The sequence below is a fragment of the Marinobacter flavimaris genome, assembly GCF_045057155.1.
Classification (GTDB): domain Bacteria; phylum Pseudomonadota; class Gammaproteobacteria; order Pseudomonadales; family Oleiphilaceae; genus Marinobacter; species Marinobacter manganoxydans.
Window position 1 is genome coordinate 4,534,100 of the sequence record NZ_CP171359.1, and the last position, 12,307, is coordinate 4,546,406.

The window sequence follows — 12,307 nt, forward strand, 5'->3', positions numbered from 1 at the left end:
CATGGGCGAGTTCGAGCTGATTCGGCGTTACTTTCTGCCGCTCTCCGGGCGGCAGAAATCCCGAGCCCTGATTCTCGGGCCGGGGGATGACTGCGCGATTCAGCGGATACCCGCCGGCCGGGATCTTGTCTTTTCCGTGGATGCTTTTGTTGAAGGTGTCCATTTCCCCCGAAACTATCGCCCGGATTACCTGGGTTGGCGTGCGCTCGCCGCAGCAGCCAGTGATCTCGCTGCCATGGGTGCCGACCCGGAATGTTTCACTCTTGCGCTGACCCTGCCGGCCCTGGATGAGCAGTGGCTTGAAGACTTCTCGAGAGGGCTGAGAAGTGCCAGCGAGGCGTTCGGTCTTGAATTGGCGGGTGGGGACACCACCTCCGGCCCGCTTACTTTGAGCCTGCAGGTGCATGGCACCGTGGAGCAGGGGGGCGGAATTCGACGCTCGGGCGCCCGTCCCGGCGACTTGATTGCGGTGTCGGGAACCCTGGGCGACGCTGGCGCTGCCCTTGATTATCTCTCTGAACCTGCCCCCTCCGCTGACATGCTCGCCGTGCTGGAGCATTACCACCGGCCCCGCCCCAAGCTGGCTCTTGGGGCAGGGGTTCGCCAGTATGCCAGCGCCGGAATTGATATCTCTGATGGTTTGCTGGCTGATCTTGGGCATATTCTGGATGCTTCCGGGGTGGGGGCCCGGATCGAGAGTGCCAGGTTACCGCTTTCGCCGGAGCTTGTCAGGCTCAAGGGCGAGAAGGCTTTGGACTACGCATTGCGTTCGGGAGACGATTACGAACTGTGCCTGTGTTTCCCCCGGGAAAACTGGGACCGCGCACCGGCCTCTCTCACGAGCCAGCTTACCGTGATCGGTTCGGTCGAGGCTGAGCAAGGGCTGTATCTCGATGGCGCCGACTGCAGTTCGGAGGTGCTACCTGCGGGTTTTGATCATTTCAGGAGTGAATCATGAGTCAGGAAGGCCCGACTCCGGAGCCGGAGGCGCCTGCAGTCATACTGCCGCCGGGCTTTTTGCGGAACCCGGTACACTTGCTCGCTTTTGGTTTTGGCAGTGGCGCGACGGCGAGGGCTCCCGGTACCTGGGGCAGCCTGGCCGCGATTCCGCTGTGGTACGTCTTCGCCTGGTTGCCGCCCGTGGGCTACTGGCTGGTGGTACTGGCTGCTTTTATCGTAGGTATCTGGCTCTGCGGAAAGACCGCTGAAGACCTGAAGGTTCACGACCATGGCGGCATTGTCTGGGACGAATTCGTCGGGATGTGGATTGCCCTTGGCCTCTTCCCTGACACTATCTATGGGGTTCTGGGGGCGTTCGCTCTGTTCCGGCTTTTTGACATTGCAAAACCGTGGCCCATCAGTTGGCTGGACCAGCACCTGCCTGGCGGTTTGGGTATCATGGTTGACGATGTTATTGCCGGCGTCATGGCCCTGATCTGCCTGTGGGCAGTAGACGTGTGGCTGGTGCCCGTCATGGTCTAGACGGGCACGAAGGCCTGTCAGTGAAGCTGTTGTTCTTCCGGCAGCATACGGACCACGTGCAGAAAGCGTTTGAGGCCTGTTTCCGCCCGCTCCCGTGAAGCGAACGGGCCACTGTCAAACCCTTCCCGGGTGGTAAAGTACCATTTGCTCCCTACGCAGAAGAATCGACTACTGCGAAAGGGAACCGGCCCTTCTTCTCCGGTCCTGCGATGGGTGTCCATGGCGTCTCCTGTACTGCCCGCTTTTCGTTCTTGCTTCTCGGGCGCCGCGTTAATATCTGCCGATCTGTTTAAAATTAACCCAATTCGGGGCGAATTCAACATTTTTTTACAATTTTACGGGTTGGGTCTCAATCGGGATCTGCGTTGAAAAAGCCGGAGTGGGTCAGCGAAGCCCGCCGTTGTCTTGCACTCGTCAGAATGCTACCAAAGCGGCGGAAGCCGGGGAGACCTATGGGTTCGAATTTGATCGGCCCGAGTCGCGTCAGGAGGCCGAGCAGGAAATGCCGGAGTTCTCCGGCAAGTGCTGAAAACGCGCTTGAACAGTTGAAAACCATTTGGGAAACAGCGAGTGACGAGGAAAAGAAAGCGTTTCTTCGTTGGGCGTTCGAATAAGCGAGTCTTGCTTGACCGTTTCCGGGTCCGGTTCAGGCCCGGAAACGTTTCAGGGCTTTCTTGAGAAGCCCCTCCATCGCGGTCATGGCATCATCTGCGAGGGTCTGTGTTGGGGAGGCTGCGATGGGTTCTTTGGTTGCCTCTGTTCCGAGCCGTTCCATGGCTGCTTCAATGGCGTTGAGGCTTTCATCCACGTGAGACTGCAATGACTCTCCGTGGGCCACCACATCGGGGCAGGTGGTGAAATTCAGTGTCAGCCTTCCCTCATAGCTCACCGCTACAATAACCAGTCCCATACTGTCGAACAGCGGCGCCGTATTGTATTGCTGAACCAGGCGTGCCCCCTGCAGATACAGTGGAACCTGTGGTCCGGGAACATTGGTGATTGGCAGATTGAATACCGGCTGGTAACGCTGGGCAATTTGCAATTCCGAGTAAAGTCTTGCGGAAAGCGCCAGCATGGTTGAAGGCAGCAGTTCCGTCAGCCGATCTGCAGCAATAGCCTCCCGGTAGGGCTCCGAGGCAACCGCGTTCCAGTGTATGCGCCGTATCCGCTGGGCAGGATCGGTTTCATCGGTCGCGAGATCCAGCAGCATGGCAGACATCTGGTTCCCGGTGGCTCGTCGTAGGCTGTTGGAACGAACCGAAATCGGTGTCATTGCCACCAGGGATTTGTCGGCATTGGCGCCCTCGCTGATCAGATAGCGCTTCAGGGCCTCGGCACAAAGGCCCAAAACCACATCGTTCAACGTTACGTCCCCGAGAAACGCCTTGATCGCCTTCAGGCGCGAAAGCTCCACGCTGGGGGCGACAATCTGCCGATTTGCCGTAATCTGCCGATTGAAAGGGCTGTTTGGGGCGGAAAACAGGGGCAGCGGGAGTGGCAGTTTGCGTAATTGCTTCTGGATCAGTCCCCGGGCTGTAGCCTCGGCTGCGTTGAACGCCAGAGAGGTGAACTGCAGTGGCGTGCGAATGATGTTCGCACCGGCCTGGAGCATGACCCGTTCTTCCGAGGGTTCTGGTCTGGGCTGCCAGGGTCGAGGTGGCGCAATCGGGCTGGGCTCGGGCGTATACTCCAGTAGTTTGCCAATAATCTCCTCGCCACTGAAGGCGTCGATGGCAGCGTGGTGCAATTTGACGATCAAAGCGAAGCCATCACTGCCGGTGTCCTGCTCGTCCAGTTTGAAACCGTCTACGAAGGTGATGTGCCACAGCGGGCGGTCCCTTTTCAGAGGTTCTTCCAGAATCCGTGAGGCCAGCGTCATCAGGCTTGCCTTGCGGCCGTGTTCGCCCAGATTAACGTAGGCAAGGTGGCGCTCGATGCTGAAATCGGGGTCATCAATCCAGTAGGGGCGGCCCAGGCGCAGGGGAATTTCTTTCAGGCGTTGCCGGAAAACCGGCACAACATGCAGGCGGCTTCGAAGGTAGGCGACAAAGGTGCTGAAGGCCAGCGGTTTCTCCCGTTCGGAAGCATCGAAGAGGTAGATGCCTCCGATGTGCATCGGTGTGGTTTCCGACTCGAGATACAGGAACGAGGCATCCAGTTCCGACAGTTGCCGCATCAGAGAGCTCCCTTCGGCGTTGGTTTCAGCTGCAGTATAAACGAAGTGCCCGCGCAAACGGTTGACTCATTTGCCTGGTATGACTTCGAGTTGGAGTCATACCATTTGCTTTATTTTCAGCTTGTTAGCCAGTCTGAAACGGCTCCCTCCGCGCTGAGTCGGTCCCAAAACCACATCAGGGCCTTGCCCTGGTCCTCGGCATGCCTGGCCAGTTGCAGTTTGATTGGTTGTCGCGATTCCTGCACTTCCTTGATGACCAGCTTGCCTTCCTTCAGTTCTGCGCTGATTCGTGCCCTTGGCAACCATCCCACGCCGAGGCCGGCTACCTGTATGGCGATCTTCTGGTCAATGTTGGCCACCGTCAAGGTTCGCTGGCGGTGGAATATGCCGGCGTGGCCCGGGGGCAAGGACCTTGATGTGTCTGCAGCGACGGCTGCCGGATAACGGGAGATTTCGTCCTCGGAGAGCGGCGCTTCGGCATCGGCCAGGGGATGATCGGCGGCAACGGCAAAAACGAACGGCATGTCGCCCAGGGATTGGGTTGTGTAGTTTCCCGCTGGCTTGCTGAAATTATCGGCGCCGATGATCAGATCCACGCGGCGGCTTTGCAGAGCATCCCAGGTTCCGGCAAAGACCTCTTCCACGATTTGTACATCTACCGGTACGCCCAGCTCATAGAATTCCCGGATTGCCGGAAACAGGCATTCCGCCGGCAGCAGTGAGTTGAACCCGATCCGTAACCGCGTTTCCCAGCCCTGGGCGACCTGGCGCGTGGTGTGCGCGAGGTTTTCTGCCGCCTCGAGCAGTGTGCGGCCCTCTTCCAAAAGGTAGCGGCCGGCCGGTGTCAGTCGGGCGCGGTGACCGGTTCGGTCGTAAATGGCGACATTCAGGTCTTCTTCCAGCTTCTGCACGGTGTAACTGATGGCGGAGGGAACCCGGAACAGTTCGTTGGCGGCACCGGCGAAACTGCCTTTGCGGTCAATGGCATCAAGGACTTTGAGGGCGTCAATGGTGATGGCTGTATGCATGTTCGAATTATCTGAGGTTGTTGGCCAGAAATGCTTGTTTGAGAGCGTAGCAGGGTCCCCGGTATTCTGCCTGTATTGATTTCATCATGTTCAGGAATTTTAACGGGAGGGCTTTATGGGCCTGCTGATTGATGGCAAATGGCACGACAAGTGGTATGACACCGACAAGACTGGTGGCAAATTTGAACGGGAAGCGGCGCGTTTCCGGAACTGGGTGACCGCCGATGGCTCGCCGGGGCCGGATGGCGAAGGCGGTTTCAAGGCGGAATCCGGGCGCTATCACCTGTATGTCTCAATGGCCTGCCCCTGGGCGCATCGGACGTTGATTTTCCGGAAGCTCAAAGGTCTGGAGAAGCACATTTCAGTGTCAGTGGTGCACCCTGACATGGTTGAAAACGGCTGGGAATTCCGGCCCGACAGCGAGCAGCACCGGGACCATCTCCATGGATTCCGCTTCATGCATCAGGTCTACACCAAGGCTGCACCGGAATATTCTGGCCGGGTAACAGTGCCGACCTTGTGGGATAAAAAGAAAGAAACGATTGCGAGCAACGAGTCGGCCGAAATTATCCGGATGTTCAATTCGGCATTTGATGGCCTTGAGGGTGTTCGTACCGATCTGGATTTCTATCCCGGGGAGCTGCAAGAAGAGATTGATTCTGTGAACGCCCGGGTTTACGACACGGTTAATAATGGCGTTTACAAGGCGGGCTTTGCCACTGCGCAGGATAAGTACGAGGAAGCCTACAATGCGTTGTTTGATTCTCTCGACTGGCTTGAGGAGCGGTTGTCTTCTCAACGGTATCTGGTCGGTGGCCGGCTGACCGAGGCTGACTGGCGGTTGTTCACCACGTTGATCCGGTTTGATGCAGTGTATTACAGCCACTTCAAGTGCAACCGCCAGCGGATCAGCGATTTCCCGGCGCTTTCTGCCTACGTTCGGGACCTCTACCAGGTGCCAGGCGTGGCGGAGACCGTGGATATTAATCAGATCAAACGCCACTACTACGTAAGCCAGAGAACCATCAACCCGACTCAGATAGTACCGGTTGGTCCGGAGCTGGACTTTGACTCACCCCACGGGCGTGAGTCGCTTAGCTAACTCTCGCGACTGCGACCTCGGTCAGCAGTTCCATGGCTTCTTTATGGCCTGAGTCTGGAAGGGGGTGAAGGCAGGTCTGGGCCAGTTCCGCCTGCTCCCGCGCTTTTGCCATGGTGTATTCGATTGCGCCTGAGCGCTCAACAATATCGAGGATGCGGGGCAGATCGTCCAGGCCGCCCTTGCGGATGGCCTGACGGATCAACTGCCGTTCTTCCCCGGTGCCATGGTTCATGGCGTGGATCAGCGGCAGGGTGGTCTTGCCTTCAGCCAGATCGTCGCCCACGTTTTTGCCCATGGCTTCGGCGTCGCCGCGGTAATCCAGGACATCGTCCACCAGCTGGAAAGCCAGGCCCAGATGCTTGCCGTAGTCTTTCAGGCCCAGCTCCTGCTCTGCATTGGCGTTGGCAAGCAGTGCGCCGGTGTGGGAGGCGGCTTCGAACAGCATGGCAGTCTTGTTGTGGATGACCTTCATGTACTGCTCTTCGGTGAGGTCCGGGTTTTTCACGTTCATCAGTTGCATAACCTCGCCCTCGGCGATTACCGCCGTGGCGTGGGACAAAACGTCCATGATTCGCAGGCTTTTCAGCTCCACCATCATCTCGAAAGCACGGGCGTAGAGGAAATCACCTACCAGAACGCTTGGCGCGTTGCCCCAGCGGGCGTTGGCGGTGCTTCGGCCGCGGCGCATGTCCGAGGTGTCTACTACATCATCGTGCAGCAGGGTGGCGGTGTGCAGGAATTCGATCACGGCTGCGAGCTTGAGGTGGTCGTTTTCCTCGTAGCCGGCGGCCTGGCTGGAAAGCAGAACCAGTAGCGGTCTCAAGCGCTTACCGCCGCTTTCAATGATGTACTGGGCGATTTTCTCCACCAGGGGAACATCTGAGGAAAGCCGCTGGATGATCAGATCATTAACGCGGCTGAAGTCGTCGGCCACGGTGTCGTAAATGCGCTGGGCTGTCATGCGGCTTGTGGATCCCTTGCTGGTGTTATCGTCGTTACGATTGTTGATATTAAAGGCAGGTCGCGGCAATGCTAGGTATTGCCGAAGGTAGTGTCAACTTGGCTTGTGTTGCGGTGCGTCTTTTCGTACAATCACGCGCCCAACTCATCCCAACCTGCGCTCCCTGCTATAGGGTCGCCAGAGCGCCTCCCTTAGAACCAGGTGGATAAGAGCAGGGATGGGTCAATCGTGGAGAACGAGTGAATGTACGCAGTTATTGTTAGCGGTGGCAAGCAGCACCGTGTAAAAGAAGGCGAAACCCTGAAGCTGGAAAAGCTGGAAGTTGAAACCGGCGGTAACGTTGAGTTTGATCGCGTTCTGCTGATCGCCGACGGCGACAAGGTTCAGGTAGGCGCGCCGGTAGTTGATGGTGCCAAAGTGACCGCAGAAGTGGTTAGCCACGGCCGTCATGACAAGGTTCAGATCATCAAGTTCCGTCGTCGTAAGCATCACATGAAGCGTCAGGGCCACCGTCAGTGGTTTACTGAAGTCAAGATCACGGGTATCAAGGGCTGAGGCTCTCGAATTACCCCTTAAATAAGGAGGCTGGTAATGGCTCATAAAAAGGCAGCAGGTAGTACCCGTAACGGTCGCGATTCCGAGTCTAAACGACTTGGTGTGAAGCGCTTTGGCGGCGAGACTGTATCTGCAGGCAGCATCATCATCCGTCAGCGTGGCACTCGTTTCCACGCTGGTAGCAATGTTGGCATTGGCAAGGACCACACCCTGTTTGCGAAAGCAGACGGCCAGGTGAAGTTCGAAACCAAAGGCCCGCAGAGCCGTAAGTTCGTGAGCATCGTTCCGGCTGCGTAAGCAGCGGCGATCCGGTTCTGTCGAACCCTGGGTGGCGCTGATATCCTGATATTATCAGGTGCTCAGAACCATCCGGAGCCCCGCAAAGCTTCCTAGAGGCTGCGGGGCTTTTTAGTTTATGCGCATGGCGCAAAGGGTTGATTCATGAAATTCGTAGACGAAGCCACCATCATTGTGGAAGCCGGCAAGGGCGGTCACGGCTGCCTGAGCTTCCGGCGAGAAAAATACGTTCCCAAGGGTGGCCCCGATGGCGGCGACGGGGGCGATGGTGGTTCCGTATATCTGGAAGCCGAGGAGTCGCTGAACACGCTGATCGACTACCGGTTCCAGCGCAAACACAAGGCCCAGAATGGCGAGCCGGGCTCCGGCCGCAACTGTACCGGCAACAAAGGCGAGGACCTGGTTCTGCCGGTTCCGGTCGGCACCACGGTGGTCGATATGGATACCCATGAGGTCCTGGGAGATCTGACCCACGCCGGCCAGCGCCTCAAGGTGGCCCAGGGCGGGTTTCATGGTCTTGGCAACACCCGTTTCAAATCCTCGGTGAATCGCGCCCCGCGCCAGACTACCAAGGGTTCCGAGGGCGAGTTGCGTAACCTGAGGCTGGAGTTGAAGGTGCTGGCGGACGTGGGTTTGCTGGGCATGCCCAATGCTGGCAAGTCTACCTTTATCCGTTCGGTGTCGGCGGCTCGCCCGAAGGTTGCGGACTATCCGTTTACCACGCTGGTACCCAATCTTGGTGTTGTCAGTGTACAGGCGCACCAGAGTTTCGTGATTGCCGATATCCCGGGTCTGATTGAAGGTGCCGCCGAAGGTGCCGGCCTGGGTATCCGCTTCCTGAAGCATCTCGTGCGCACCCGTCTACTGCTGCACCTTGTGGATGTGGCACCGTACGATGGCTCGTCGCCCGCCGATGCGGTTAGAGCGATCGAGCATGAGCTTGAGAAGTTCAGCGAAACTCTGGCCAACCGTCCGAGATGGCTCGTACTGAACAAGGTCGACATGGTGGCCGAAGAAGATCGCGATGCTCATTGTCAGGCCATTGTCGATGAGCTCGGATGGGAAGGGCCGGTTTTCTGGATCTCTGCGCTCAGTGGCGAGGGCACCAAGTCCCTGGCTCAGGCCGTCATGCGCTGGATCGAAGAGCAGGCTGAGGAAGAGGCCCAGAATCCGGAATTCGCGGAGCGGGAGGCCCAACGTCGCCGGCAGATGGACGACGAAGCTCGCGCCCGTATTGAAGCCGAGCGTCAGGCACGCCGCGCGGCCCGCGAAGAGGACGATGACGACGACTTTGACGATGATGATTACGATGTCGAAGTGGTCTACGCCCCGGAGTAAACCAAGGACTGATACCAGAGAGATCGCTCAAGCACCATGACTGAACGCCTACAGTTGCGCCAGGCCCGTCGCCTGGTTATCAAGATCGGAAGCGCTTTGCTGACCAACGATGGCCGTGGCCTGGATGTGGCGGCCCTGGGTTTGTGGGTGGATCAGATCGCCGAGCTTATTGAAGATGGCGTGGAGGTGGTTGTCGTTTCCTCTGGTTCCGTCGCCGAGGGAATGAGTCGTCTTGGCTGGACTGTCCGGCCAGAGCAGCTCCATGAGTTGCAGGCTGCTGCGGCGGTTGGTCAGATGGGTCTGGTGCAGACCTGGGAGGCCCAGTTCAAACGGCACGATATCCATACCGCCCAGATTCTGTTGACTCATGACGACCTCTCCGACCGCAAGCGCTATCTGAATGGCCGGGGAACCCTCAGGGCCCTGCTGAACCTGGGTGTCGTGCCCATTGTGAACGAAAACGACACTGTGGTTACCGACGAGATCCGGTTTGGCGATAACGACACCCTGGGCGCCCTGGTTGCCAATCTGATTGAGGCGGATGGCCTGATTATCCTCACTGACCAGCTGGGCCTCTTTGACAAGGATCCCAGGAAGCATTCGGATGCCTGTCTGGTGACCGAGCGCAGGGCCGGCGATCGCGAACTGGATGCCATGGCGGGTGGCGGCGCCGGTGTTCTCGGGCGCGGCGGCATGCAGACAAAGTTGCGTGCTGCGCGGCTTGCTGCCCGGTCCGGGGCTTTCACCGTCATTGTTGGTGGTCGCATTGAGGGCGTGATTGGTCGCCTGCGGCAGGGTGATGTAATCGGTACTCTGTTATTGCCGGAGCAGGGCCGGATTGCTGCCCGAAAGCAATGGCTCGCCAGCCACCTGCAGACCCGTGGCAGGCTGACTCTGGATGATGGTGCGGTGAAAGTGCTGTGCCTGGGTGGCCGCAGTCTTCTGCCGGTGGGTGTTAAAGGTGTGTCGGGGCAGTTTCGCCGTGGCGAGATGGTGTCCTGCTTCGACCAGAGTGGTCGTGAAGTCGCCCGGGGGCTGGTTAATTACGACGCCGACGAAGCCAGGGCTATTGCCGGCCGTTCCAGTGACCGGATTACCGAGATCCTTGGCTATATGTCAGGCGAGGAGATGATCCACCGGGACAATCTGGTGATTGTGTGATAATCGCTCGTCCATAAAAAAACCGGCCAGATGGCCGGTTTTTTTGCCTGAATCGAGCTGATTAGGCGCTCTTCAGGGCCTTGATCTTGGCGCTCAGGCGGCTCTTGCTACGAGCAACCTTGTTCTTCGCGAAGATGCCTTTGTTGACCATGCTGTCCAGAATCGGCTGAGCCTGCTGGAAAGCGGCCTGGGCTTCTTCGTAGTTGCCGGCTTCGATCTTGGATTGGATCTTTTTCACATAAGTACGAGCCATGGAGCGCAGGCTTGCATTGTGCTTGCGGTTCTTCTCGTTCTGACGTGCGCGCTTCTTGGCTTGCGGGGAATTTGCCACCGTAAAACTCCTGAAAATCTCAAATTCGTTGCTGAATGATTCGTTACATCGCGGGCGCGCCAAAACCAGCGCGTCGAAATAAATGACGCGGAACTATGCCGCTCAAACCTTCAAATGTCAAGGCTAAAACCCATTTCATGCCCCGACACAGAAGGCCTGTGGTAAACTCGCGGCTCACTGAACGCGGGCTTGACCGGGAAGCAGGTAATTCCCGAAATACGAGCGCCAAAAGGATATTCAGAATGCCAAGCAAGGGCCTGCATGTCGTCGGAACCTGAATCAACGCCTGAACAGAAGCAATTACCCAAGCCGCCAGGACTACTCAGATCGTCGGGGCTCGTCGGTATTATGACCATGCTGTCCCGGGTGCTGGGTCTGGTTCGGGATATGGTCATCGCTCGCTATTTCGGTGCCGGTGCCGGTGCCGATGCTTTTTTTGTGGCTTTCAAGATTCCGAATTTCCTGCGTCGGCTATTTGCGGAAGGCGCCTTCTCCCAGGCTTTTGTGCCTGTCCTGTCATCCTATCGGGAGAATCAGTCGCTCTCGGACGTTCAGCGGCTGGTCAATGCGGTGGCCGGCTCCCTCGGCTTGGTGCTGTTGGGCGTCACGCTGGTGGCCATTCTCGGGGCGCCGGTGCTGACGGCGGTCTTTGCCCCTGGTTTCCTGGATGATGAGGTGAAATTTGCGCTGACCAGCGACATGTTGCGCATCACCTTTCCGTACCTGTTGCTGATATCCCTGACAGCCTTCGCCGGCGGCATCCTCAACAGTTACGATCGCTTTGCGGTACCCGCGTTTACCCCGGTTCTTCTCAATCTGGCGATGATTGCGGCAGCCATCTGGTTGACGCCGCTGATGGATGAGCCGGTGATGGCTCTGGCCTGGGGTGTTTTCATTGCCGGGGCCCTGCAGTTGTTTTTCCAGTTGCCGTTTCTGATGCGATTGGGCCTGCTGCCACGGCCTCGTGTGGATTATCGCCACGAAGGTGTCAGCCGGATTCTCAAGCTGATGGCGCCTGCGCTGTTCGGGGTATCCGTCAGCCAGATCAATCTGCTGTTGGATACGGTTCTGGCGTCCTTTCTCCAGACCGGCAGCGTTTCCTGGTTGTATTACTCCGATCGACTCTCGGAATTGCCCCTCGGCGTGTTCGGGATAGCCATTGCGACGGTTATTCTGCCGAGCCTTTCCCGTAAACACGCAGCGGCGTCAGCGGACCAGTTCGCGGCCACTTTGGATTGGGCGGTTCGGGCGGTCCTGTTGATTGGTCTACCGGCTGCCCTGGCGCTTGCGCTGTTGGCCGAGCCGCTGATTGCCACCCTGTTCCACTATGGCGCCGTTACCGACCGGGATGTGGCCATGTCGGCCCAGAGCTTGCGGGCCTATTCCGCCGGGTTGCTGGCGTTCATGCTCATCAAGGTTCTGGCGCCGGGGTTTTTCGCAAGAGAAGACACCAAAACCCCGGTCAAGATCGGCATCATTGCCATGGTGGCAAACATGGTGTTCAACCTGATTCTCATTTTCCCGCTGGCCCACGCCGGTCTCGCGCTGGCTACCTCAATATCGGCCTGGTTGAATGGCTACCTTCTTTGGCGCGGACTGCGTAAGGAAGGGGCCTGGCAGAGCCAGCCCGGCTGGCCCCGGTTTCTGCTACAGCTGCTATTTGCCAACGGTGCCCTGGCGGCCGTCATTGTCTGGCTCAACGCCCCGGTGTCGGTGTGGCTGGCAAACGAAGGCTATCAGCGTGCAGCGGACATGGCGATGCTGGTAGGGGCGGGTGTCGCCGTGTACTTCGTTGCACTGGCGCTGGCCGGGGTTCGGGTAAGACATTTCCGCCACAGGTAAGGTATAATCGCGCGTTTTCTCACCAGCGTTGCGG

The 12,307-nt window shown here is 58.2% G+C and carries 13 protein-coding genes; 8 read left to right on the forward strand and 5 right to left on the reverse strand.

What is annotated here, in order from left to right; all coding sequences use genetic code 11:
* The first annotated feature begins 1 nt into the window (after window position 1).
* Together thiL and ACGK9W_RS21150 are read left to right on the forward strand one after the other, a co-directional pair.
* On the forward strand, window positions 2-958 hold the full coding sequence (gene thiL / locus ACGK9W_RS21145; RefSeq protein WP_273070332.1) for a thiamine-phosphate kinase: 957 nt from the start codon (window positions 2-4) through the stop codon (window positions 956-958).
* On the forward strand, window positions 955-1,482 hold the full coding sequence (locus tag ACGK9W_RS21150) for a phosphatidylglycerophosphatase A (protein WP_273018495.1): 528 nt from the start codon (window positions 955-957) through the stop codon (window positions 1,480-1,482). The genes thiL and ACGK9W_RS21150 overlap by 4 nt, the downstream gene beginning before the upstream one ends.
* A gap of 17 nt (window positions 1,483-1,499) precedes the next feature.
* Here ACGK9W_RS21150 and ACGK9W_RS21155 read toward each other — a convergent pair whose 3' ends face one another.
* The 3 genes from ACGK9W_RS21155 to ACGK9W_RS21165 form a co-directional block, all read right to left on the reverse strand.
* Window positions 1,500-1,703, reverse strand: a complete 204-nt coding sequence (locus ACGK9W_RS21155; protein WP_008170755.1) for a DUF6316 family protein — start codon at window positions 1,701-1,703, stop codon at window positions 1,500-1,502.
* Between the two features lie 425 nt (window positions 1,704-2,128).
* Window positions 2,129-3,658, reverse strand: a complete 1,530-nt coding sequence (locus tag ACGK9W_RS21160) for a wax ester/triacylglycerol synthase family O-acyltransferase (protein WP_008170752.1) — start codon at window positions 3,656-3,658, stop codon at window positions 2,129-2,131.
* Between the two features lie 116 nt (window positions 3,659-3,774).
* Window positions 3,775-4,686, reverse strand: coding sequence for a LysR substrate-binding domain-containing protein (locus ACGK9W_RS21165; RefSeq protein WP_008170750.1), 912 nt, complete (start codon window positions 4,684-4,686; stop codon window positions 3,775-3,777).
* Between the two features lie 115 nt (window positions 4,687-4,801).
* Here ACGK9W_RS21165 and ACGK9W_RS21170 point away from each other — a divergent pair, with 115 nt between their 5' ends.
* Window positions 4,802-5,788 (forward strand): glutathione S-transferase family protein, encoded by a 987-nt coding sequence (locus ACGK9W_RS21170; RefSeq protein WP_008170748.1) that lies wholly within the window; start codon window positions 4,802-4,804, stop codon window positions 5,786-5,788.
* On the opposite strand, the gene ispB is transcribed toward ACGK9W_RS21170, so the two are convergent.
* Window positions 5,781-6,749, reverse strand: coding sequence for an octaprenyl diphosphate synthase (gene ispB, locus ACGK9W_RS21175; protein WP_008170746.1), 969 nt, complete (start codon window positions 6,747-6,749; stop codon window positions 5,781-5,783). The genes ACGK9W_RS21170 and ispB overlap by 8 nt on opposite strands.
* Window positions 6,750-6,992: 243 nt before the next feature.
* Here ispB and rplU point away from each other — a divergent pair, with 243 nt between their 5' ends.
* The 4 genes from rplU (at window position 6,993) to proB (ending at window position 10,100) form a co-directional block, all read left to right on the forward strand.
* Window positions 6,993-7,304, forward strand: a complete 312-nt coding sequence (gene rplU / locus ACGK9W_RS21180; RefSeq protein WP_008170744.1) for a 50S ribosomal protein L21 — start codon at window positions 6,993-6,995, stop codon at window positions 7,302-7,304.
* A 36-nt stretch (window positions 7,305-7,340) separates the two neighbouring features.
* The gene (rpmA, locus tag ACGK9W_RS21185; protein ID WP_008170742.1) at window positions 7,341-7,601 is read left to right on the forward strand and encodes a 50S ribosomal protein L27; all 261 of its coding nucleotides are present in this window, start codon (window positions 7,341-7,343) and stop codon (window positions 7,599-7,601) included.
* A 144-nt stretch (window positions 7,602-7,745) separates the two neighbouring features.
* On the forward strand, window positions 7,746-8,939 hold the full coding sequence (gene cgtA / locus ACGK9W_RS21190) for an Obg family GTPase CgtA (protein ID WP_008170740.1): 1,194 nt from the start codon (window positions 7,746-7,748) through the stop codon (window positions 8,937-8,939).
* A gap of 36 nt (window positions 8,940-8,975) precedes the next feature.
* The gene (gene proB, locus ACGK9W_RS21195; protein ID WP_008170737.1) at window positions 8,976-10,100 is read left to right on the forward strand and encodes a glutamate 5-kinase; all 1,125 of its coding nucleotides are present in this window, start codon (window positions 8,976-8,978) and stop codon (window positions 10,098-10,100) included.
* Between the two features lie 61 nt (window positions 10,101-10,161).
* On the opposite strand, the gene rpsT is transcribed toward proB, so the two are convergent.
* Window positions 10,162-10,431 carry a 30S ribosomal protein S20 gene (gene rpsT / locus ACGK9W_RS21200; protein WP_008170735.1) on the reverse strand — a complete coding sequence of 90 codons (270 nt, stop codon included), beginning with the start codon at window positions 10,429-10,431 and terminating at the stop codon, window positions 10,162-10,164.
* 261 nt (window positions 10,432-10,692) lie between these two features.
* On the opposite strand from rpsT, the gene murJ reads away from it, so the two are divergent.
* Entirely contained in the window at window positions 10,693-12,273 is a 1,581-nt protein-coding gene (gene murJ / locus ACGK9W_RS21205; protein WP_081467504.1) for a murein biosynthesis integral membrane protein MurJ, read from the forward strand.
* The last annotated feature ends 34 nt before the right edge of the window (window positions 12,274-12,307 follow it).

Bases quoted from the DNA above. Each gene is read 5' to 3' on its own strand.
- thiL (WP_273070332.1), top strand. From the start codon at position 2: ATGGGCGAGTTCGAGCTGATTCGGCGTTACTTTCTGCCGCTCTCCGGG.
- ACGK9W_RS21150 (WP_273018495.1), top strand. From the start codon at position 955: ATGAGTCAGGAAGGCCCGACTCCGGAGCCGGAGGCGCCTGCAGTCATA.
- ACGK9W_RS21155 (WP_008170755.1), bottom strand. From the start codon at position 1,703: ATGGACACCCATCGCAGGACCGGAGAAGAAGGGCCGGTTCCCTTTCGC.
- ACGK9W_RS21160 (WP_008170752.1), bottom strand. From the start codon at position 3,658: ATGCGGCAACTGTCGGAACTGGATGCCTCGTTCCTGTATCTCGAGTCG.
- ACGK9W_RS21165 (WP_008170750.1), bottom strand. From the start codon at position 4,686: ATGCATACAGCCATCACCATTGACGCCCTCAAAGTCCTTGATGCCATT.
- ACGK9W_RS21170 (WP_008170748.1), top strand. From the start codon at position 4,802: ATGGGCCTGCTGATTGATGGCAAATGGCACGACAAGTGGTATGACACC.
- ispB (WP_008170746.1), bottom strand. From the start codon at position 6,749: ATGACAGCCCAGCGCATTTACGACACCGTGGCCGACGACTTCAGCCGC.
- rplU (WP_008170744.1), top strand. From the start codon at position 6,993: ATGTACGCAGTTATTGTTAGCGGTGGCAAGCAGCACCGTGTAAAAGAA.
- rpmA (WP_008170742.1), top strand. From the start codon at position 7,341: ATGGCTCATAAAAAGGCAGCAGGTAGTACCCGTAACGGTCGCGATTCC.
- cgtA (WP_008170740.1), top strand. From the start codon at position 7,746: ATGAAATTCGTAGACGAAGCCACCATCATTGTGGAAGCCGGCAAGGGC.
- proB (WP_008170737.1), top strand. From the start codon at position 8,976: ATGACTGAACGCCTACAGTTGCGCCAGGCCCGTCGCCTGGTTATCAAG.
- murJ (WP_081467504.1), top strand. From the start codon at position 10,693: ATGTCGTCGGAACCTGAATCAACGCCTGAACAGAAGCAATTACCCAAG.